Origin of the sequence: Francisella sp. SYW-9 (genome assembly GCF_008711465.1) — a bacterium.
Lineage (GTDB): Bacteria > Pseudomonadota > Gammaproteobacteria > Francisellales > Francisellaceae > Francisella.
This window is the reverse complement of record NZ_VXKQ01000005.1, coordinates 84,686-107,176: the sequence shown is the minus strand read 5'-3', so window position 1 is coordinate 107,176 and position 22,491 is coordinate 84,686. Positions and strand designations below refer to the sequence as shown.

Genomic DNA, 22,491 nt, shown 5'->3' with positions numbered 1-22,491 from the left:
AAAAATTATAAATTAATAAACTTTTGTTTTATTTCAGAAATTTTATCTCTAATTAAGGTTGCTTTTTCAAACTCTAGTTCTTTCGCGTGAGCACGCATACGTTTCTCTAAAGCTCTAATAACCTTACTAGCTTCTGTCATACCTAGTATAGCCGAAACATCGACATCATCAACCTTTAAACGCGAATTATTTTTATATGCTCGTTTTTGCATCTCTGGTGAGCTATCAAGCATATCATCAATATTTTTAATAATTGTTTTAGGTGTAATATTATGTTTTTTATTATATTCATCTTGGAGATGGCGACGACGCAGAGTTTCATCCATAGCTTTTTTCATTGATTTTGTAACTACATCAGCATATAAAATTGCTCGACCATTTTGATTTCTTGCAACTCTACCTATAGTCTGTATAAGTGATTTTTCTGAACGTAAGAAGCCCTCTTTATCTGCATCAAAAATAAGCAATACCCCCACTTCAGGCATATCCAAGCCTTCTCTTAAAAGGTTTATACCTACAAGCACATCAAACACCCCATGACGTAGATCATGAATGATCTGGACACGCTCAACAGTATCTATATCTGAGTGTAAATATCTAACATTAACTCCATGCTCAGATAAATATTCCGTAAGGTTTTCTGCCATTTTTTTTGTTAAGGTGGTGATTAACACTCTTTCACCTTTTGCAATTGCTTTATTTATCTCAGATAAAGCATCTTCAACCTGTATTGCAACAGGGCGTACAAAAACCTCAGGATCAAGCAGTCCTGTAGGACGGATAATCTGCTCAACCGTATTTTCAGACCTATCTAGCTCATAGTTTGCTGGAGTTGCTGAAACATAAACTGTCTGTGGTAAAAGTTTCTCAAATTCAGCAAACTTTAGAGGTCTATTATCCAATGCAGACGGCAACCTAAAACCGTAATTTACTAAGTTTGACTTTCGCGATAGATCTCCTTTATACATACCACCAAATTGAGGTAATGTTGCATGAGACTCATCAACAATAACTAATGCATTCTCTGGCAGATAGTCTATTAATGTAGGTGGTGGATCTCCCGGCTCGCGACCAGAAAGAAGCCTTGAGTAATTCTCGATACCTGTACAATAGCCCAGCTCCTGAATCATTTCAATATCATATTTTGTTCTTTGCTCAATTCTTTGAGCTTCAAGAAGTTTACCTTCTTCTTCAAAATACTTAACTCTCTCTTTTAATTCTTCCTTTATTTCTTCTATTACGATTTCTTTACGCTCTTTAGAGGCTACATAGTGAGTACTTGGAAATATAGTTGCTCTATGGATAGACTTTATTTTTTTTGAAGTTAATGAATCAATAATACTAATTGCCTCTATTTCATCATCAAAGAACTCTACTCTAATGGCGTCTTTTTCAGAATCTGCCGGGAATATATCTAATATTTCACCTCTAACACGAAAACTTCCGCGACTAAAATCCATATCATTACGTGAATACTGCATCTCAATCAATTTTGTTTGAGCTTTTTTAAGCCCCAACTCTTCACCTACCTTTAAATGCAAAAGCATTTGCATATATTGCTCAGGATCGCCTAAACCATAGATTGCAGAAACTGTTGCCACTATTATCACATCATTTCGCTCTAAAATTGCTTTTGTCGCAGATAAGCGCATTTGCTCAATATGCTCATTCACAGATGAATCTTTTTCTATATACGTATCAGATGCTGCTACATAAGCCTCTGGTTGATAATAATCATAATAAGAAACAAAATACTCAACTGCATTATCAGGAAAATACTGTTTAAATTCAGAATATAACTGTGCTGCTAAAGTTTTATTATGAGCAACAATTAAACATGGTTTTTGAGTCTGCTGAATTACATTTGCCATAGTGTAAGTCTTACCAGAACCTGTAACCCCTAATAAAACTTGATGATGCAAACCTGTTTCAATACCATTTACTAAAGATTGTATCGCCTCTGGCTGATCTCCACTTGGACTATATTTTGTTACTAAGTTAAATTTATCCATAAGTTATATCTCCTGCTTGGTTATATAACTCTAGTAATTGACAGCTATCATTCATTTCGCAGCCAACTACAATATTTCCTTGTTTATTATTAAAAATATAAGTACACATTTCTTTTATTTGATGACAAAATTTTTCTATTGTTTTAATATCATTAATATCAACTTTCTCATTTTTTTTAATGTGAGAAAAAAGATTAGAATCTAAATGAGCATACCTTTTATCTCTATATACTTTAATTTTATCTGTATAAATCTTTTCTACTTCATCTTTTTGTTCATTAAACCCTTTAAGACTACAATTAAAATCCCCTAATAATTGATAGGTAAAAACTTCTTTGTTAAGACAATTTTCGTTCTTAAATATAGATTCCAACAATTTACAGCCAGTATCTTTTTTAGCACCATCTTTTTCTGTAAATATCATACCTAAACCTATAGTAAGATGCCTCATGCAACTCTCATAAATAAAAAATTGAGAATATGTTTTTATTTCACTCTCATATAACATGTGTGTATACAAAAAATGCGCATAAATCCAAAGATTATGACTTAAAAAATATAAATCTTTAAATGTATCAAAAGTATTTTTATCATTGTTAAATAATTCTTTAACAAGTTCATGTTGCTGTTCAAACTCTATTGACTCCATCTAAAAAAGATACTCCTCTAACTCATACAGCAAAGCCTGTTGCTCTTCTGTTAGATCTCGATTTATACGAACATCTTGCATTTCTTGATAAATATCTTCTAATGTCTTACGAGTTTTACCACGATGATCGACCAATAACTCATCATTATCTAAACTTACAATCTTATTTAGATATTCTTGAAACTTCATCTGCGCTTTTTCAGGTAATTTTGAGAAATCTAACCTACCAATTATACGCACTGCTCTATCATAAAACTTACTTGGTAATTGATTAAGCATCTGGGCTTTTTGATATATAATAGAACTGTGAAACTTATCACAGCCTCTCTCATCAGCACTAGTCATAAAATCACTTTGATAAATAGCAGCATCCACATCGATATTCTCAATCTCTGAATACTTATATTCCAATACATAATCAACAAAATTAGCAAAAGTTTCAGGATTACTTTTTATAAACTCTTTATTTGCTTTTATAAGCTCTAATCTTTCTTGTGGTAGTTTACCTACAAAACGTGTCTTTGCAGGTAAAATTAATGGGATATCACCCCACTTTTTATTAATCGTCAAACGCCAATGCTCTACCTCTAAACTTCCAAACTCCTCTATAAATTCACTAAAAAGATAACTATCTAAACGCAAGAATATTTCTTGATTTTTATAATGTCTATGTTGACCTAAATCTACAATTGCTGATGTAAAATTATTTTTAGAACCAAAAATACCACTTATAGCTATTGCTTGTCTATATCCATGATTCTCTATTTCAATACCAACATCTAGTTGTGACAATGTATTCTCATCATTTTGTTTATTAAATTTGTCCAATAAAAACTGCCACATTTTTGGATTTGCTGATTTTAATTTTTTAGCTAACTCTACAGTCACAATTACATCTGTAATTGCATCATGTGCTCGACCACCACTATAGAATTTATTTTCTTGATTTAGATTTTCTAATTTTAAAGATATCTTTTCTTGACCTTCATTATCTATAACTTTAGGCCACTTTAATCCTTGTTTAAAAAAGGCACTATAGCAAGCAACTATCGGAAATAAATCCGCTCTTGAACAATTATTTTTAAATTGATGTGTGTATGGTGGCAGCATATTTTTATAAAAAGCAAACCTTAAAAACTCATCATCAAAGCCAAGAGTATTATAACCAAGACTTATAGTTCCTGGAGTATTTATTATTTTGTGAATTTTTCTAATAGCATCATATTCCGATATTCCTGTATTTGCCTGAGCAATAGATATATGATGCGTGATTGTCGCCATAGGTGAAGGTGTAGTATCTGGATTCAGTTTAACAAAAAAATTAACCCTTTGAATTTCATTAAAATCCAAATCAGTTCTGATTGCAGCAAATTGTAAAACCTGATCAAAAGAGTTGTTAATACCACTTGTCTCTAAGTCATAGAATAAGAAAGTCTGATTATCAAACATAATATATCGGCTATTTAAATTACTTTAAATTATTTCAATTCTATGATTTTAACATACCTTTGTAACTATTATTAATGGAAATAGTAAGCAAATAAGACTCTTAAATAGATATTTAAGCCAGTTGATTCAATATTTTATATAAGATAAAAGATCTAAAAAATGATAGAATGATATTAATGGTATAAAAACTATTGAAACTTTGAAAAAATAAGATAGGAGTTAATATTTATGAAAATGAGATCTTGTACAGTAAATTTATTTAACTTTTCTAATATTGATATAGAAAAATATATAAGTAGCTTGTTTAAAATAATATTTATATTAATAACATTATTTCTAGTTCTGCACTTATACGTCCTAAGTAGTATGTTTAAGCTAGGAGTAATATCTACAGATACTTTTGTTATTACTGGTATAGTTTATTTACTAAAGTACTCTATTAGTCTAGGGCTAGTTAGAGCATTTTTAGAAATTCCTGTAGTTTTAAACAAAATCTACAAGTCTATTCAAAACAACTCAAGCAACAGTTAATTATGCTGGCTGTCTAGTTGCAGCAATCACAACTTCACGAATATTAATATTTTGAGGTTGGCTATACATAAACATAGCAGCTCTAGCTATATCATCTGCAACTAATACGCCGCCCATTGACTCTTTCCAACCTTCATAATCCTCTTTGATTTTGTCAGAAGTTGTATGGCTTAGTAATTCAGTTTCAACAGCTCCTGGACAAATTGTCATAACTCTCACATTATCATCCGCAACTTCTTCACGTACATTCTCACTCATTGAAGAAACAGCAAACTTTGTACCTACATAAGCAGCATGATTTGGGAATGATTTTTTACCTGCAATAGAACTTACATTTATAATTGTTCCATTTTTTCTAGCTTTCATATCACCTAGTACCGCCTGAATACCATTAAGTAAAGCCAATACATTTACATCATACATTTTTTGCCATTCAATTGGATCTTGTGTATCAACCTGACCTAGAAGCATTAACCCAGCATTATTTACTAAACAATCAACAGGCCCATACTCAGCCTCAGCATCTTTTATAGCTGCTTTCAAAGCTTGTGAATCTGTTACATCTACTTTACGAATCATTGTATTAGGCAAGTTTAGCTCTTGAATTTTTTCTATTCTTCTACCAATAAGTAAAAGAGAATGTCCAGCCTCTGAAAAACGCTTAGCAATTGCAGCACCGATTCCTGAACTAGCTCCTGTTATTACTACTAGTGATTTTGTCATTTTAATTCTCCTTTTTTAATTAACTTGTTTTTGTATCGTTTTGTTGATTGTAAATTCTATATAAAATTATTAGACTAATAAATACCAATAATAATAAAACATTGTTATAAAATAATGAACAATATTCAGTGGAGAGGCATTCAATCTTTTATCTATGTTGCAGAACAACAAAGTTTTACCAAGGCTGCTGATATACTTGGCATAGCCAAATCAAATCTTAGTCAGAGTATAAAAGATTTAGAAAGTCAGCTAAAAGTTCAGCTTCTATATAGAAGTACTCGGCATGTTAGACTTACGGAAATAGGACGAGAATATTATCAAAAATGCAAAAAAGCTTTTCATGATCTAGATATTGCAACACAGCTTGCTACACAAGAAAATAGTGAATTAAATGGAAGTATTAAAATAAATTGTGTAGGCGGTATTATTGGTGAAGATGTAATAGCTCCAATATTGCTTAAGTTTCAACAGCAAAATCCAAATGTAAATATACATTTAGACTTTTCAAGCAATAGAATAAATCTTTTAGATAGTGATTATGACTTAGTTATCCGCATGGGTAATCTACCTGATTCAAACTTAATAATATCTCCTTTACGAAAAGTTTCAACAAAATACATTGCCAGCAATGGTTTTATAAAACAATATGGTCAAATCATACACCCAAGACAACTTGAAAAAATCCCACTAATTTATGGAAGCGTTAAACAGTGGTCTTTTATTTCAAATAAAGATAACTACACTCTACACATCCATAATAACGGTACTTATGTTGCTAATGGTAAAGTAATGAAGCAAGCAGCCTTATTAGGTCTTGGGATTACTAGATTAGTAGATATATATGTAGATGCTGATATTAAAAATAAAAACCTCATTGAAATATTGCCTGAATATGCAGAAACTACACAACTTTCTATAGTATCTCTACCAGTAAAATATCAATTAAAAAGAATTAGTTCTTTAATAAAATATATAAAGCAACACTTTAATAAAAGATATAATAATCTCTAGACATTAGAGATTGCTGTATAAGCATTGATTTTTTTCAAAAAAAATATATTATCCAAAATAGAAGATAGTAAATAACTAATGAGGTATATTTAATATGAAAAAAGCAATTGTCGCAATATTTATAACACTATTACTTTCATCGTGTTATACAAAATATGAAGCAGCTCCTAATTCAGCTGATACACCAAGCTCTCAAACTGCGAGCTAAAAGGTATAAAATATGAAAAAAATACTTATGACTTTCATAGCAGTCTTACTCTTGACTTCTTGTTCTTCAATACATCAATGCCCTACAATAAAAGAAGCCAATGGAAAAAATACTCTAGATTTATATCACTGTACAACGACAACAAAACTTTTGGGTGTTATTCCTGTATATTCAAGCTAGGCTCCATGAACAAAAACTTAAATCAACATATACTAATCTTTTAAAGTTAATCTTTGATAACGAATAGTTATATTCTTAAAATTTTTTTTAATCTTATCTCTAGTATATTGATTCATATCTTTATACAAATCAGGAGCATAATTTTCTCTTTTAAGATCTAAGACACGATAGCTTCTTAAACTCAATAACAGTTCATCCATAAGCAACAAAACCCTTTTACATTCACGGTAATTTTCCTTGCTTAAGAACTCATACTTTGCATCATATAACATATCATTAAGTTTAATACTTCTTTCTATTAGAGGCATAATTTTACGATTTGAGATAGTTTCATCTATATTCTCTACTATATTTTTTAGGCGTAGATATGACTCCTCCATTTCCTTAACAACAATATGTAGAAACTTACGCCCTCGTGTCAGGTATGTAACTAATACAATGCTTGATGTACCAATTAAAATACATAATACTCTTGCTATAAAAGTATATTTATTCCAGCTTTCTAGTAATCCAAAGAACATCACTATATAAACGTGGATAAAAAATACACTTGTTGCATAATTTATAAATGCTGTATACATATTTAAACAGAGTCCTATTATGCACATAATAGCAACTGTAAGAAAATAAAAATCTCCATGAATATCTTTCTGTATTAGAAAAAGTATTGCTGAGCCAAAAGTAGTACCTAAAATACAAAACATAATAATATATTTTGCTCTTGTATATATCACATTTGTACTACTACTAGCAGATACACTTGCTATAGCTATCACAACCCAATATATTCTGATTAAAAACTCATGCTGACCGATTAATGTAAAAAGTATATAAGAGAATGATAAACCTATAGTTGTAGCGATCAACACTCTTACTGATAACAAAGTTGTGTCAGATAAATTAAATCTGATTTTCAATGATTTCAAAATACGCCTCTTTTATATTCTGTAAGCCAATCAACATATTCTCTAAGAGTAAAATACTGTCAAATAATAATTTACTCTTATTTTTATTATCTAGATATTTCATAGTATAAAAATTCTTAAATTCAGATTGTAATTCTACTACTTTTGCTATCTTTCTATCTAATATCTTCTCATCATAAACTACATAGTTTGTTAATCTAATAGTCTCTTTAAATAAATCTTCTAATCTATGTATTAAGGCTTGCTCTTGTTTCGTATCATTAAAAGCTAAACTCATATATTTCAAGCTAATTCTTTTATAACTAAGTATAAACTTCTCATATAGTCTATTTAAAAGTATTATATTATGACAGAAGTATCTCCAACGCTCATGATCAGCTTTTTTTAATGACATAAGACCATGGTTTTGTAGAGAAATGATTGTTTTCATTTTCTCTTGGCTAAATTTTATTATTTTTGCTTTGGTAAAATTACGATATTTTACACTTTCAAATTCTTCGAGATAGCTCTTATTAAAAACTTTAAAAAAACTACTTATTATTGCTTGTATTTCACTATAGTTTATAACCTTATACTGACTTATAACCAAAATATAAAATGCTAAAACAATCAACAATGCAGTAAAAGTAAACTCAATATGCTTATCTGCTTCTAGAGGAAATCTAAAAAAACAAATACTCATCATAATAACAAGCATTACCGGAAAAATTAAAAAAGCCTCTCCAAACCGGCGAATCCAGAATGCAATAAATACGATAGGCAAAAATAACAATACATTTTTTTCCAATAACAAATGTACATAAGGAGAAATATTTATTGCTATCACAGAGAAAAACACATATAGGAAAAATGCTTTTTTCTTTGATTCAATACTACCTGTTAATATCGCTGCAGTCATATTTGCTATAAACAAAATACCTAGGATTATGACATTTTTATCAACCTCTAAAAAAATTGTTATTGCTAAAAATATAAATAAGATTAATGCAGATTTAAGTGCACCATTACGAAAAACCCTAGTAGGATCTTGATCTATATATTTATGATAAATTTGGCTAAGTTGAAACACTATAGATCTACTTCAAAAAACTATAAACATATTCCAAATTATATTGCAAAAGTTGGATAATTAATATCATTAGGGTAGTTATTTTTATAACAAAATGTAGTAGAATCTAATTGATAAAAATAATATAAAATTGCTTATACTTGATTATGATTTATAGTAATACTTACGATGTTATAGTTGTTGGCGGTGGCCACGCAGGAGTTGAGGCAGCTGCTGCATCAGCTAGAGTAGGTGCTAAAACACTCTTATTAACTCACAACATTGATACAATTGGTCAAATGTCATGCAACCCTGCTATTGGTGGCATTGGCAAAGGCCACTTAGTTAAAGAAATAGATGCTATGGGCGGTATCATGGCCAAAGCTATTGATATGGCTGGCATCCAATTTAGAATCCTTAACTCGCGTAAAGGCCCTGCTGTTAGAGCAACTCGAGCTCAAGCTGATAGAGTTTTGTATAAAAAAGCAATAAATACCTTAATAAACAATCAAGATAACCTAGAAATCTTTCAAGATTCTGTTGATGATCTTGTTGTTGAAAATAACGTTGTCACAGGCGCTATAACAAAAACAGGAATCACATTTAAAGCTAAAAAGGTAATTCTAACTGTAGGTACATTTCTTGGTGGTAAAATACATATTGGTAAAATATCTAACTCTGGTGGACGTGCAGGCGATCAGCCTTCAAATGCTTTAGCAAAACGTTTAAGAGTACTCCCTTTTAGAGTTGATAGGCTTAAAACTGGTACTCCTCCACGCATAGATAGAAGATCTGTTGATTTTAGTGTTATGGATGCCCAACCTGGGGATATCCCAGCACCTTATTTTTCATTTTTCTCAAAAGGAAAAATAAATCATCCTGAGCAAGTTCCTTGCCATATTACTTATACAAACCCTAAGACACATGAAATCATAACTAGTAACCTTGATAAATCTGCTATGTATAGCGGCTTAATTGAAGGAATTGGGCCTCGTTATTGTCCTTCTATCGAGGATAAAGTCGTTAGATTTGCAGATAAGGATAGACATCAAGTCTTTGTTGAGCCAGAAGGATTAAACAGTATAGAACTATATCCAAATGGATTATCAACAAGTCTTCCTTTTGAAGTTCAATGCGAATATATCCGTTCAATAAAAGGCTTTGAAAATGCTTTTATTATGCGCCCTGGATATGCAATTGAATATGATTTTTTTGATCCAAGAGATTTAAAACCAACTTTAGAAACTAAATACATTAAAAATTTATATTTTGCAGGTCAAATAAACGGCACTACAGGTTACGAAGAAGCTGGAGCTCAAGGTCTTGTCGCTGGTATTAATGCTGCCATAAGCCTTGATAGTGATAAATCATGGTATCCAACTCGAGCAAATAGCTATATTGGTGTTCTTATCGATGATCTTATTACTAAAGGAACAAAAGAACCATATAGAATGTTTACTTCTCGTGCAGAATATAGACTCATTCTACGTGAAGATAATGCTGATTTACGTTTATCAGATGCTGCTTGCAAGCTTGGTCTTTTAAATTCATATGATGAAAAGTATTTCCTTGATAAGAAAAATGCTATCAATGAAAATATTAAAATGATGAAAAACACTTGGATAGGACCTCAAACACAAAAAGCTCGTGATTTAGAAAAGTTTTTAGATAAAAAAATGACTCGAGAAAGCACACTTTTTGATTTATTAAAGCGCCCTGAGTTAGATTATAAAAAACTACAGCAAATACCTGAACTAAGCCTAGACTTAAATAATGAAGCCGTAATAGAACAAATAGAGATTTCAGCAAAATACTCTGGATATATAGAACGTCAAAGTAAAGATATAGCAAAGCTATCTGTTTTTGAACAAAAACCAATACCTTTAGATTTTGATTATTCTCAAGTTAATGGATTATCAAATGAGGTTTTACAAAAACTTACAGAGCAAAAACCTACTACATTAGGTGAAGCATCAAGAATTCCAGGAATCACACCAGCTGCCATATCTCTACTAACTATTTACATGAAAAAAACAGGATTTATAAAATAGGAGTGGCTATGACAAAAAAGCTTTTTAGAATAATTTTTCTTACTTGTTTAATAGCTACTTTATTTTCATGTGCTACTAGACAAAAATATATAGATCAACAAAAGGCATGGATTGGAAAAAGCGTTAATGGATATATAAAGGAATTTGGATATCCTCAAAATGTAATTCAAATTGTTCCAAATCCTGATATTGAGACCTATGTATATATTAGAAAAGCTATAAATGCTGGATCAATACAACAAGCTGGTAATCCTATGAATAGCTTAATTATGGCAAATAGAGACCCTCGTTTTGTTCAATTTGGAGCACTAATGTGCACAACATGGGTATCTGTAAATAAAGATACAAAAATTATTAAAAATATCACTTTTCGTGGAAACTATTGCGCAATAAACTAAAAATTAGGAAAATAAATGAATATTAAGCAAACATCTACTCCTTTAGTTATAGGTCTTGTTTCAACTGCCACCTGCTTCAGCTTTAGCTTTTTTACAAATGTATTTAAATATAATGGGCTTGAATTTTTTTATGCTTATGTGGCTTTTTTAATACTACTTTGCTATCCAATGAACTTAGTTGCAATATACTTACAAAAAAGTGTCCCACAACTGACTTCACATAGCAAATTAATTGCTCATATTACTGGAACATCTAAACTTAAACCAATAAGCATACTGCTTGCTGGAGCTATGGTAATTCTAGTTTCACTAGTAATGTTTAATATGGCAACATACGTTCTAGATTTTTTTGACAATATCCCAGCTATTGATAGACTTAGTGACGCTAGTTTAAAATTTAATACAGATTTACCATTATACTCATCATTAGCGGCTGTATTTATTATTATCTTTATATTATTTATTCTTACTAACTTTGAAAAAATAAACCTTAATAACCTACTTAAAACAGCTGCTCATATATCTTTATATTTGGTCATAATTCTTATGCTAATGGTAATATATTTACCACAAAGCATAAATGGGATTTATGATTTCTTATTTGAACTAAACTATCAAAATACTGAACAGCTTCGCAATATGCTTGCTCTTGCGTTAGTCTATGCTATTTTAAGTAATTTTATATCTATAGCTTTTTATAAAAATATAATAAATATTGTTGATAGTGACTATAAAAAACTCAAAGTTGCTGCTTTTAAGAGTGCTTTTTATAATATTATTTTCTCACTAATCATATGTATAACAATATACTCAATGCTAGGTAACTATAGAACCTACTTTCAACCAAATGAAACAATGCCTATAGAATTAGTATTCCAGATTGTTAAAGCAAATTCACCAACATTCTATTTACTACTTGAAGTTGTATTTACAACTCTAAACCTTGTTGTGTTTATTGCTGCTTTAAAATATATTTACAGATTAGGTGATAACATATATACAAAACTTCTTTTTCTAATAATACCTCTAATAATGACTATTGGACTTATCGAAACTGGAATAGCGTATATAGACTTTTCAGATATGTTTGGCTTCCATCTTCTGATAATCTTTCTATTTTTATTTGATGTTTTTGTTATTGGATGGATATATGATGCTCAAAAATTAAGTTATGAAATCTTAAAACATACAAATACAAAACTCTCACCATTATTTAATATAATGTTACGTATAGTTATTCCTTTCATTTGTATATTTGTAACTATTGGATATATCTTTTTACCAATGTCTATAATGTGGCAGTTTATAGCTGCTATTGCATGTATAATTATCTATATTGTAAAAGGAAGTATTTTCAGTAACAAATTTAATCAGAGAAAATTTTAAAATGTTTTTTAATAAAAAAAGTAATCAAGACGAATTAAAAAAAGCTGCTGCTATTGAAGCTGCAAAATATATAAAATCAGAAATCACTTTAGGTGTTGGTACAGGCAGTACAGTCGGTTTTCTTATACAGGAACTAGTCAATTATAAAGATAAAATAAAAACAGTTGTATCAAGCTCTGAAGACTCAACAAAAAAGCTTAAAGAATTAGGCTTTGAAGTAGTTGATCTTAACTATGCTGGAGAGATTGACTTATATATTGATGGTGCTGATGAATGCAATAATCATAAGGAACTTATCAAAGGTGGAGGGGCTGCTCTTACACGTGAAAAAATATGTGTTGCTGCAGCAAAAAAATTCATTTGCATTATCGATGAGTCTAAAAAAGTAAATACTCTAGGTGAGTTTCCTCTTCCAGTTGAGGTTATACCTATGGCTAGAAGCTATGTTGCTAGAGAAATAGTTAAACTAGGTGGTCAACCTGTATATAGAGAGCAAACTGTTACGGATAATGGCAATGTTATCCTAGATGTCTATAATCTAAAAATTGATAATCCTTTAAAACTTGAAAGTCAATTAAACCAAATAACCGGCGTTGTGACTAACGGTATCTTTGCTCTTAAACCTGCGGATACTGTTATTATGGCTAAGAAAAGTGGAGAGATTGAAAGCTTTTAGTCTTTCAACTTGGGTAGAGGAATAAACTCTTCCTCATCACCATATACCTTTTTAAATTTACCGTTTAACCAATCAGCTTTTGCTTTATCAATTCTTTTTCTATTGCTTGAAACAAAATTCCACTCTATAAATCTATACGAAAGTTTATCTCCACCAATTATAACTATCTGTGAGTCCAATAATGCTGTCAATCTTGACATTCCTTGAGTATCCATAATAAGCATTGTGTGGCTTTCTATTGTATTTTTATCATATTCAACCTTTCCTTTAACTACATAAATAGCTAGCTCTTCTTCAATTGGTAGTGCAATAGAGCTAGCCTGAGGAATACTAATCTTAATATATAAAGTTCGACTATATGTTTTAACTGGAGACTCATATCCATAAGCACCGCCAATTAAAAGCTTAAAGCTTACATTATTAATAGTAAATCTGGGTAATTGCTCACTTGAATAATGATAAAAATCAGGTTCAATCTCTTCATAAGGCTCAGGTAAAGCATACCAAAGCTGTATACCATGAAGAGTACGATTTTTTAACTTTACTTCATTTCTTTCACGTTCAGAGTGTGTTATCCCCTTACCAGCAACCATAATGTTTATCTCACCTGGAGATATCAACTGTGCATTTCCTATAGAGTCTCTATGATAAATCTCACCTTTAAATAAATACGTAACTGTTACTAAACTAATATGAGGATGCGGTTTAACATCCATACAATCACCAGCAAGTAACTCTACAGGTCCAAAATGATCAAAAAATATCCATGGTCCAACCATTCTTTGTTTTGCTGTCGGTAAAAGTCGCCTAACTTCCAAACTACCGATATTATTAGTCTTTGCATTAATTATATGTTTAATTTTCATATAGACTTCCTCATTATTTGGCTTTAGCTACTTCTTTTATGAAACTATCTACTTTCTCTTCTATTGTAGCCCAAGAAGTAACTAATCGTACCATTGAGTTTTGCTCATCGATTTCATCCATAACAAAAAATATAAACTTTTCTTGAAGAGACTTAATTAGAGTATTTGGCAAAATAGCAAAAATCTGATTACTCTGTGTAGGTTGCAATAATCTGAAACCAGCCTCAATTATTCCTTGCGAAAGCTTTTCTGCCATTTTATTGGCATGACTAGCTAGTTCAAAGAAAAGATTATTAGAAAATAATTCTCTAAACTGAAGTCCTAACACCCTACCTTTAGCTAATAAAGCTCCGCGTTGTTTAATATTAAAATCAAACTCATAAGCTAGCTTTTTATTTGGAATAACTATAGCCTCACCAAATAAAATACCTGTTTTAGTTCCTCCTATCCAAAATATATCTACAAGCTCTACAATATCTGCTAAATTTAAATCACTTTTATTAGCTGTCAGAGCAGCGCCTAACCTTGCTCCATCAACGAATAATAATAAGTCATTTTCTTTACATATTTTTGATAATTCTTGCAGTTCAGCTTTTGTATATATAGTTCCAAGCTCTGTTGAATTCGATATATATACTAATTTCGGTTTTGCCATATGTGGAGCATGGGAGTTATTTTTAAGCACCTCTTTAATATCGTTTGAGGTTAACTTTCCATTTGCTGAACTAACAGAAATTATTTTATGTCCTGTTGCTTCAATTGCTCCTGCCTCTCGCAAAGCGATATGCCCACTACTTGCAGAAATTATTGCCTCATATGGTTTTAAAATACTAGAAATACAAATTAAATTAGCAAGCGTACCTCCTGCAACAAAATGTATATCAACATCATTTTTATTAAAATATTTAGTAATAAGTTTTTTTGCCTGATAAGAATACTCATCATTACCATAAGCTACCTGCTGAATAAAATTGGTATCATTTAACACTCTAAGAATGTTAGGATGGCATCCTTCACTATAATCATCCATAAAACTATACTTTAACATAAAAAATTCCTTTCAACTTTTAAAACAAACTCGCTTATAGTATATGGTATATACCGCTATTTTAAGCTATCTTATTATGTATTAATCTATTATTTTTATAAATTTAGGAGAAACCATTATGTTATCAGGTTCTCAACTTGTAGTTAAATGTCTAGAGAGTCAAAAAGTCGAATATATCTTTGGTATACCTGGTGCAAAAATCGATGCCGTTTTTGATGCTTTAGTAGATTCAAATATTAAAGTTATTTTGTGTAGACATGAGCAAAATGCTGCTTTTATGGCTGCTGCATATGGTAGAGTTACTGGCAAACCAGGAGTTGTATTAGTTACTTCAGGTCCAGGTGTAGCAAACTTAGCTACAGGACTTCTAACAGCAACTACAGAAGGAGATCCTGTTGTTGCTCTAGGAGGTAATGTCCCATTAAATATGAAGTTTAGAGAAACCCATCAAAATACTGATAATGCAAAGCTACTTGATACTGTTACAAAATCATCTATTGAAGTAACAACTGCTGATATTATTCCTGAAACTATAGCAAATGCCTTTAGACTTTCAAAATCTCCTCAAGCAGGATCATGCTTTATAAGCCTTCCTCAAGATATACTTTCTAATCAAACTCAAGCTATACCATGTTCTAATCTACTAAATATTAATTATGGACATGCAAATAAAGAAGAAGTTATAAAAGCTTGTCAACATATTGCTGATGCTAAAAGACCAATTTTACTCTTAGGACAAGAAGCATCGAGACCTGAAAATACAGAAGCTATTATTAAGCTTATACGTAAATATCAAATTCCAGCAATATCAACATATCAAGGAGCTGGAGTTATCCCTAAAAATCTTTTATTTTGTTTTTATGGTAGAGTTGGCTTATTTAAAAATCAACCTGGTGATAAACTTCTGCAAAAATCTGATTTAGTAATAACTGTAGGATTCAATCTATGCGAGTACGATCCTGAGATCTGGAACGTAGACTCATCTAAAAAAATAATTCATATAAACTACCATCCTGCAAATATACATACGACATATCAACCTGAATGTGAGCTGCTTGGTAATATAAAAGAGAATATTGAACACTTATCAAATCGTATAACAGATATTAGCATTCACTCATATAAGAATCTTCAAGATGAATTATTTGATAAAATTAGAGAAGGTAGAAATAAAATAGGTAAAAATAACACCATACATCCTCTTAGGTTTATTTATGAACTTAATAAGATTATAGATGATGATACGATTATCTGCTGTGATGTAGGATCTGTATATATGTGGTTAGCTAGATATCTAATATCTCATAAGCCTCATCAATTGTTGTTTAGTAATGGACAACAAACCTTAGGTGTTGGCCTACCTTGGGCAATGGCTGTGAAGCTATCAAACCCTAATAAAAAAGTAATAAGCATTTCTGGTGATGGTGGCTTCTTATTTTCAGCAATGGAGCTAGAAACTGCAGTTCGAGAAAATATCAATATAATCCACTTTGTCTGGAGAGATGGTAGTTATGATATGGTAAAAGAACAGCAAGAAATGAAATATAAGAGAGAAGCTTCTGTCGAGCTTGGGAAAATTGATATACCAAAGTTTGCAACCGCTTTTGGTGCTAATGGAGATCAAATAAAACGACCAGAAGATATTACAGAAGTATATAATAATTACTTAAATTCTAACAAACCTACTGTAATAGATATAGAAATAGATTATTCTGATAATATTGATCTATTTACAAAAGCACATGAGGCAAATTTAGGTAACTAATTATGATTTTCTTTGAAAAGCAAAATGATAATACCGAAACACTAGCATATATCGGCCATGTTGATAATGTCATTCAAGGTGTTGTTCCAGAAGAACTTAAAAATAAGCGCTTTCTTGCTAGTAATTTTGATTATGGTTTTGAGCTTGGTTCGCCACAAAGTGTTTATAACTTAGGCGAATGTATTTTGCTTAATAATATGATCTACTCCTCGCGAACAGATATAAGTCGTACAGAACGCGATCCCTTAATGTGGGGACCTGAATTTGTTACTACAGGTATTTTTCTTATCCCCAAAAATACTCCCGTTAACTACTATGTTAAATATTTTTCCTTTGATCAAGAATACTCTTTAGCTGATATATACAAACAGATATATCAACAATTAAAATCTCCTTTTGCAGTAGTTGGCTGTGCGCAATTTTCAACAGTAAATGCTGAGGCAATAACAAAGGCTCCAATAAATCGAGAAAATATATTTAATAACTCTAATAATTACTATGATGAAAAAGAATATAAAGACAGTGATGTTAATTTTGCCATCATGGGTGTTGTTAGTAACTTTCATGACAAAAAACTAACAAAGGTCAATAAAGAGCTATCTTCGGTTTTATATAACAACCCTTTTGCTAGTAAAAATAAACTTTTAACTCACACTCATGGACTAATGCTAAATAGATCAATTATTGATATTGAAAAAGTACAACCCAAAAACGCTAAAGAAGTACTACATATCCAAGACAGATCCTTATTACGCTATGTTAAACTAAAAGTCTATAAGATAAATGGGCTAACAAAGTACGCTTAGATATTTGCTATTTTTTCACCTTTTTATAGTAAGCCTTAAATATAAAAGGTATTAAAGACATTAGGCATAATACACTCAAAGCAAGTACAAATTTATAATCGACAAAACTATTAGAAGCATTCGTTTCTATAGCATCTTTAAAATGCACTCCAAACCAAACATATATAAATGTAAAAGGAATTATCCCTAATAAAGTTGTAAAAAAGAAAATACGATTTTTTACTTTTAAAATAGCAGCTAATACATTAGGTATAAAAAAAGGCATAGGCATCAATCTAGCAACAAATAAAACTAAAACAGGATGCTTAATTACCAAAGATGTAAACTTTGAAACAACCTTTATTTTCGAATTACCCGAGCTTTCACCCCAAGAGTATTTTATAATCAGGAATGTTAGCATAGCTCCTGCTGTAGCTGACAATAAAGAGATTATAAACCCTAGATATAATCCAAATAATAACCCAGCTAATATCTTTAAAAATGGCTTTATAGGAACTGAGAAAAAAACTGTAAGTATATATATTAAAGCATATATAAAAGACGATATTATAATATGCTCATTAACATATAAGTTTGCTCTATTATAAGCTAACTGCAATTCATTTAAATTAAAATATTTAAATCCATCTAAAATAAAGAATATAAATATTCCTAGACTAAAAAATACTATAAGAGATAATCTTTTGATAAGTAGAGGATTTAAGTGTTTCACTTAAGTTTTGAAAATTAGAATATAATATTATTATTAATATTAATAGTTCATTAAGCTAAAGCAGCTTTTGCTTTTTCTACAACAGCAGCAAATGCATCTTTGTTGTATACAGCTAGTTCAGCTAATGCTTTTCTATCTAGCTCAACACCAGCTTTGTTTAAGCCATTGATTAATTGGCTATAGCTAATATCGTATTGTCTAGCAGCAGCATTGATACGAACGATCCAAAGAGATCTGAATGTTCTTTTCTTAACTTTACGGTCTCTATAAGCATATTGACCTGCTTTAATTACAGCTTGTTTAGCTACTCTGTATACTCTTGAACGAGCACCGTAGTAACCTTTAGCTTGATTTAAAACTTTCTTATGACGTGCACGTGCTGTTACGCCTCTTTTTACTCTTGACATAATTTAATCTCCACTTTAAAAATTGATAAACAAATCTGCGTTCAATATTATGCGTAAGGCATTTGTTGAACTAAGCTAGGTGCGTCAACCTTAGCTACTTGATTCATACCTCTTAAATGACGTTTTCTTTTAGTTGTCATTTTAGTGTTGATATGAGCACGATTTGCACAACGGTGTTTGAAACCACCTTTACCAGTCTTTTTAAAGCGCTTAGCAGCACCACTCTTAGTTTTTAACTTAGGCATTTTTAAATACTCCGCATTGTATTAATTGTTATTTTTATTTACTACTTTTTCTTAGGTCCTAAAACCATAATCATCTGACGACCTTCCATTTTAGGTTGGTGTTCCACTACACCGTGTTCAGCTGCATCATTTGCCATACGCTTAAGCATTTCCATGCCTAGCTCTTTGTGTGACATTTCTCTACCTCTGAATCTCAGCGTAACTTTTACTTTATCGCCTTTTTCTAAGAACTTTATCAGGTTGCGTAGTTTTACCTGATAGTCCCCTACATCAGTCACTGGTCTAAGTTTTACTTCTTTTACCTGTGTCTGTTTTTGGTTCTTTTTAGCTTGTGCTTTTTTCTTACCTTGTTCAAATAAGTACTTACCATAGTCCATCAAACGACAAACTGGTGGCTTAGCATTTGCTACCATTTCAACCAAATCAACATCAGCCTGTTCGGCTAATGCTAAAGCCTCATTGATCGATACAATTCCTATTTGCTCTCCATCAACACCAACTAGACGCACCTCTCTGGCTTTTATTTGCTCATTAATAGGCGCTTTTTTATCCGTTTTAATAACTTTTTTCCTCCACAGAAATTATTATTTTTTCGCTTTTATTTGCTCTTTCAGAAAAACACAAAAATCATCTACGGACATCTGTCCTAATGCTTCACCATTATGCTTTCTTATATTTACAACTTTTTGCTCTTGCTCATTTTTACCTAGAATAATAAGGTAAGGAACTCGTAAAAGAGTATGCTCACGTATTTTAAACCCTATTTTCTCATTTCTCAAGTCTATTTTTGTGCGAATACCATTTTTTTCTAAAGTTTCAAAAACTTCTCTACAATATTCATCTTGATAATTACTAATTCCAGTTACAACAACTTGAGTAGGCGTTAGCCATAACGGTAAATTGCCAGCATAATGCTCAATAAGCATGCCGATAAATCTCTCTAAAGATCCAACTATTGCTCTATGTAACATTACAGGAACTTGCTTATCGCCATTCTTATCAATATAAGTAGCGCCTAATCTTTGTGGCATAGAAAAATCTAGTTGTATTGTACCACACTGCCAACTTCTACCAATAGCATCTTTTAAATGAAACTCTATCTTAGGTCCATAAAAGGCTCCCTCACCTGGCAATAATTCATAAGCTACATTATTAGCCTCTAGAGCATTTTTAAGCATTTGCTCAGACTTATCCCAAGTTTCATCATCACCAATTCTATTTTCTGGTCTTAGCGCAATCTTTACCTCAAAATCATTAAAGCCAAAATCTTTATAGACTTCAAAACATTGCTTAACCATTAGGATAACTTCTTCTTCAACTTGCTCAGGTGAACAAAAAATATGACCATCATCTTGAGTAAAGCTTCGAACCCTCATCAAACCATGCAAAGATCCTGATGGCTCATTTCTATGTACTATACCAAACTCAGCCATTCTAATAGGTAAATCGCGATAACTATGTAATTTAGTATTATAAACCTGCACACAAGTTGGGCAGTTCATTGGTCTAATTGCGAAATCTCTATTTTCTGATTTAGTTGAGAACATATTTTCAGCATATTTTGAAGCATGTCCAGATTTTTCCCATAAACTAAAATCTGCTATTAATGGCGTACGAATTTCACCACAACCATATTTATTGTTAGAAGCTCTCATATAGTCTTCTACTTCACGCCAAATCCTAGTTCCATTATCATGCCAAAAAGCTATCCCAGGAGACTCTTCCTGGAAATGAAATAAATCTAAAGCCTTACCAATCTTTCTATGATCACGTTTTTCTGCTTCTTCTATCATATGAAGATATTGCTCTAAATCTTCTTTAGTAGCCCAACAAGTTCCATAAATTCTAGTCAACATTTCATTACTAGAATCACCTCTCCAGTATGCTCCAGCTAGCTTAGTTAACTTAAATGCTTTTAAAACTGCTGTACTTGGAATATGAGGACCACGACATAGATCACTAAACTCACCTTGAGTATAGATTTTAATTTGCTGATCTGCTGGGATACTATCAATTATATCAACCTTATAATTTTCACCTTGAGCTTTAAAAAACGCTATAGCTTCATCTTTAGAAACAACTTTATAGCTAACTGGTGTACCTTTTTTAGCAAGCTCTTTCATTTTCTTTTCTATTTCTGGTAAGTCAGACTCACCAATATTATCTTTAAAAGAAAAATCATAATAAAAGCCATTTTCAACAACAGGTCCTATAGTAACTTCCGTTTTAGGATATAACTCTTTAACTGCATGAGCTAAAAGATGAGCACACGAATGACGTAAAATCTCTAAGCCTTCAGTATCTTTTGTCGTAATAAGTTTTAATTCACAATCATTCTCAATAGTATCTTTTGCATCTGTTAACTGACCATTTACATACACTCCTACGGTCGCTTTAGCTAAACCTGGAGAGATAGATTTTGCAACTTGTAATGAATTAACGCCTTTTTCAAACTCTTTTATAGAGCCATCAGGAAATGTAATGTTTATCATGTTTTTTCTTCTTTTTTTAATTTAATATAAAATTACGCACGAGCTATATTATATGGTATAGAGTCAGTTATGTAAATTACTTATCATGCTTAGTATGTAGAGTGAGAAACTTTAAATAAAAATAATAAATAACTATCAAATATTGATAAATTTTTAGTTATTTAGTCTATCAAAATCATCATTATAGAGTACATGCATTGTTGCTATAACTTTATTTGTATTATAAAGTCCTTGATAGCCGTTCATTACAGCCCTACATTTATTATTATATTTTTCGTTACACAACCTTAGATAATATTTACAAAAATCTATAGATATTTTTGTATGAGTTTCATACTCAATACCTTTTTTAGGGTTGTATATCTTACAATAATCAAGATACTTTTGTGAGGCAAAGGTGTCAAAAGATAAAAAAAGTAAAAGAATTAATATGAAGTAATTTTTATTCAACATAATTTTTATAATCTTCTGGCTTCAAAAGATTATTTATCTCTTGTATATCACTAAGCTCTATCTCAAATATCCAGCCATCTGTATAGCATGACTTATTAATAAGCTTAGGATTACTAATTAATTCTTCATTAACTTTAATAACCCTACCTGATAAAGGTGAATAAATATCAGAAGCTGTCTTAACAGACTCTATAACACAAACCTCATCATCTTTAGAATAATGCTGACCTACTTTAGGTAGATCTACATAAACAATTTCACCAAATTCATTTTGCGAATAATCATCGATCCCTACTCTTGCAATATTTTCTTTGATTTCTACCCACTCATTAGATTCTGTATATAAATAATTGTAATTAATTTCTGACATATTCCCTCTTTGACTAACCGAGTTTTTTTATTTTAGCTAATTGATGATAATAGCATAAAAATACTTTAAAATTAATTTG

25 protein-coding genes are annotated in these 22,491 nt (G+C 30.9%); 10 read left to right on the top strand and 15 right to left on the bottom strand.

Annotation, left to right across the window (positions count from 1 at the left end; all coding sequences use genetic code 11):
- Positions 1 to 5: 5 nt before the first annotated feature.
- The 3 genes from uvrB to F3D62_RS01505 are packed head-to-tail and all read right to left on the bottom strand — an operon-like array spanning position 6 to position 4,110.
- A complete protein-coding gene (gene uvrB, locus F3D62_RS01515; RefSeq protein ID WP_150466489.1) occupies positions 6 to 2,012 on the bottom strand; it encodes an excinuclease ABC subunit UvrB in 2,007 nt (668 codons plus the stop codon).
- Positions 2,005 to 2,661 (bottom strand): hypothetical protein, encoded by a 657-nt coding sequence (locus F3D62_RS01510; RefSeq protein ID WP_150466488.1) that lies wholly within the window; start codon positions 2,659 to 2,661, stop codon positions 2,005 to 2,007. The genes uvrB and F3D62_RS01510 overlap by 8 nt, the downstream gene beginning before the upstream one ends.
- Complete coding sequence (locus F3D62_RS01505; RefSeq protein ID WP_150466487.1) at positions 2,662 to 4,110, bottom strand: exodeoxyribonuclease I; 1,449 nt, start codon at positions 4,108 to 4,110, stop codon at positions 2,662 to 2,664.
- A gap of 228 nt (positions 4,111 to 4,338) precedes the next feature.
- On the opposite strand from F3D62_RS01505, the gene F3D62_RS01500 reads away from it, so the two are divergent.
- Complete coding sequence (locus F3D62_RS01500; protein ID WP_150466486.1) at positions 4,339 to 4,641, top strand: hypothetical protein; 303 nt, start codon at positions 4,339 to 4,341, stop codon at positions 4,639 to 4,641.
- Here the strand turns inward: F3D62_RS01500 and F3D62_RS01495 are convergent, their stop codons facing one another.
- Positions 4,642 to 5,364: an SDR family oxidoreductase gene (locus tag F3D62_RS01495; RefSeq protein WP_150466485.1), complete on the bottom strand. Its 723-nt coding sequence runs from the start codon at positions 5,362 to 5,364 to the stop codon at positions 4,642 to 4,644.
- A 114-nt stretch (positions 5,365 to 5,478) separates the two neighbouring features.
- On the opposite strand from F3D62_RS01495, the gene F3D62_RS01490 reads away from it, so the two are divergent.
- The 3 genes from F3D62_RS01490 to F3D62_RS13220 all read left to right on the top strand — a co-directional run bounded on the left by F3D62_RS01490 (position 5,479) and on the right by F3D62_RS13220 (position 6,763).
- Positions 5,479 to 6,375, top strand: coding sequence for a LysR family transcriptional regulator (locus tag F3D62_RS01490; protein WP_150466484.1), 897 nt, complete (start codon positions 5,479 to 5,481; stop codon positions 6,373 to 6,375).
- A 94-nt stretch (positions 6,376 to 6,469) separates the two neighbouring features.
- Positions 6,470 to 6,583 carry a lipoprotein gene (locus tag F3D62_RS12690; RefSeq protein WP_191092509.1) on the top strand — a complete coding sequence of 38 codons (114 nt, stop codon included), beginning with the start codon at positions 6,470 to 6,472 and terminating at the stop codon, positions 6,581 to 6,583.
- Between the two features lie 12 nt (positions 6,584 to 6,595).
- Positions 6,596 to 6,763: a lipoprotein gene (locus F3D62_RS13220; protein WP_224732613.1), complete on the top strand. Its 168-nt coding sequence runs from the start codon at positions 6,596 to 6,598 to the stop codon at positions 6,761 to 6,763.
- Positions 6,764 to 6,795: 32 nt separating this feature from the next.
- Here F3D62_RS13220 and F3D62_RS01485 read toward each other — a convergent pair whose 3' ends face one another.
- Together F3D62_RS01485 and F3D62_RS01480 are read right to left on the bottom strand one after the other, a co-directional pair.
- Entirely contained in the window at positions 6,796 to 7,689 is an 894-nt protein-coding gene (locus F3D62_RS01485) for an FUSC family protein (RefSeq protein ID WP_224732612.1), read from the bottom strand.
- Complete coding sequence (locus tag F3D62_RS01480) at positions 7,664 to 8,758, bottom strand: hypothetical protein (RefSeq protein ID WP_150466482.1); 1,095 nt, start codon at positions 8,756 to 8,758, stop codon at positions 7,664 to 7,666. The genes F3D62_RS01485 and F3D62_RS01480 overlap by 26 nt, the downstream gene beginning before the upstream one ends.
- A 146-nt stretch (positions 8,759 to 8,904) precedes the next feature.
- Between F3D62_RS01480 and mnmG the strand changes: the two genes are divergently transcribed.
- Genes mnmG through rpiA form a run of 4 tightly spaced genes read left to right on the top strand, consistent with a single transcriptional unit; the run spans position 8,905 to position 13,248 of the window.
- On the top strand, positions 8,905 to 10,788 hold the full coding sequence (mnmG, locus tag F3D62_RS01475) for a tRNA uridine-5-carboxymethylaminomethyl(34) synthesis enzyme MnmG (protein WP_150466481.1): 1,884 nt from the start codon (positions 8,905 to 8,907) through the stop codon (positions 10,786 to 10,788).
- An 8-nt stretch (positions 10,789 to 10,796) separates the two neighbouring features.
- Positions 10,797 to 11,186, top strand: a complete 390-nt coding sequence (locus F3D62_RS01470; protein ID WP_150466480.1) for a hypothetical protein — start codon at positions 10,797 to 10,799, stop codon at positions 11,184 to 11,186.
- Positions 11,187 to 11,201: 15 nt separating this feature from the next.
- The gene (locus F3D62_RS01465; RefSeq protein WP_150466479.1) at positions 11,202 to 12,572 is read left to right on the top strand and encodes a hypothetical protein; all 1,371 of its coding nucleotides are present in this window, start codon (positions 11,202 to 11,204) and stop codon (positions 12,570 to 12,572) included.
- A gap of 1 nt (position 12,573) precedes the next feature.
- On the top strand, positions 12,574 to 13,248 hold the full coding sequence (gene rpiA, locus F3D62_RS01460) for a ribose-5-phosphate isomerase RpiA (RefSeq protein ID WP_150466478.1): 675 nt from the start codon (positions 12,574 to 12,576) through the stop codon (positions 13,246 to 13,248).
- Here the strand turns inward: rpiA and F3D62_RS01455 are convergent.
- Positions 13,245 to 14,114: a pirin family protein gene (locus tag F3D62_RS01455; protein ID WP_150466477.1), complete on the bottom strand. Its 870-nt coding sequence runs from the start codon at positions 14,112 to 14,114 to the stop codon at positions 13,245 to 13,247. The two genes, rpiA and F3D62_RS01455, sit on opposite strands and share 4 nt — an antisense overlap.
- A gap of 13 nt (positions 14,115 to 14,127) precedes the next feature.
- Positions 14,128 to 15,162, bottom strand: a complete 1,035-nt coding sequence (locus tag F3D62_RS01450) for a threonine aldolase family protein (RefSeq protein WP_150466476.1) — start codon at positions 15,160 to 15,162, stop codon at positions 14,128 to 14,130.
- Positions 15,163 to 15,280: 118 nt separating this feature from the next.
- Here F3D62_RS01450 and alsS point away from each other — a divergent pair, with 118 nt between their 5' ends.
- Together alsS and F3D62_RS01440 are read left to right on the top strand one after the other, a co-directional pair.
- Positions 15,281 to 16,927, top strand: coding sequence for an acetolactate synthase AlsS (alsS, locus tag F3D62_RS01445; RefSeq protein ID WP_150466475.1), 1,647 nt, complete (start codon positions 15,281 to 15,283; stop codon positions 16,925 to 16,927).
- A gap of 2 nt (positions 16,928 to 16,929) precedes the next feature.
- Positions 16,930 to 17,733 carry a hypothetical protein gene (locus F3D62_RS01440; protein ID WP_150466474.1) on the top strand — a complete coding sequence of 268 codons (804 nt, stop codon included), beginning with the start codon at positions 16,930 to 16,932 and terminating at the stop codon, positions 17,731 to 17,733.
- 7 nt (positions 17,734 to 17,740) lie between these two features.
- Here the strand turns inward: F3D62_RS01440 and F3D62_RS01435 are convergent, their stop codons facing one another.
- The 7 genes from F3D62_RS01435 to gcvH all read right to left on the bottom strand — a co-directional run bounded on the left by F3D62_RS01435 (position 17,741) and on the right by gcvH (position 22,412).
- Entirely contained in the window at positions 17,741 to 18,445 is a 705-nt protein-coding gene (locus F3D62_RS01435; protein WP_150466473.1) for a TVP38/TMEM64 family protein, read from the bottom strand.
- Positions 18,446 to 18,495: 50 nt separating this feature from the next.
- Positions 18,496 to 18,852 carry a 50S ribosomal protein L20 gene (gene rplT / locus F3D62_RS01430; protein WP_150466472.1) on the bottom strand — a complete coding sequence of 119 codons (357 nt, stop codon included), beginning with the start codon at positions 18,850 to 18,852 and terminating at the stop codon, positions 18,496 to 18,498.
- Positions 18,853 to 18,899: 47 nt separating this feature from the next.
- A complete protein-coding gene (gene rpmI / locus F3D62_RS01425; RefSeq protein WP_072712699.1) occupies positions 18,900 to 19,097 on the bottom strand; it encodes a 50S ribosomal protein L35 in 198 nt (65 codons plus the stop codon).
- Between the two features lie 41 nt (positions 19,098 to 19,138).
- Complete coding sequence (gene infC / locus F3D62_RS01420; protein WP_150466471.1) at positions 19,139 to 19,675, bottom strand: translation initiation factor IF-3; 537 nt, start codon at positions 19,673 to 19,675, stop codon at positions 19,139 to 19,141.
- 6 nt (positions 19,676 to 19,681) lie between these two features.
- Positions 19,682 to 21,589 (bottom strand): threonine--tRNA ligase, encoded by a 1,908-nt coding sequence (gene thrS / locus F3D62_RS01415; RefSeq protein WP_150466470.1) that lies wholly within the window; start codon positions 21,587 to 21,589, stop codon positions 19,682 to 19,684.
- Between the two features lie 153 nt (positions 21,590 to 21,742).
- Entirely contained in the window at positions 21,743 to 22,042 is a 300-nt protein-coding gene (locus F3D62_RS01410) for a hypothetical protein (RefSeq protein WP_150466469.1), read from the bottom strand.
- Positions 22,032 to 22,412, bottom strand: coding sequence for a glycine cleavage system protein GcvH (gcvH, locus tag F3D62_RS01405; protein WP_150466468.1), 381 nt, complete (start codon positions 22,410 to 22,412; stop codon positions 22,032 to 22,034). The genes F3D62_RS01410 and gcvH overlap by 11 nt, the downstream gene beginning before the upstream one ends.
- Positions 22,413 to 22,491 lie beyond the last annotated feature (79 nt).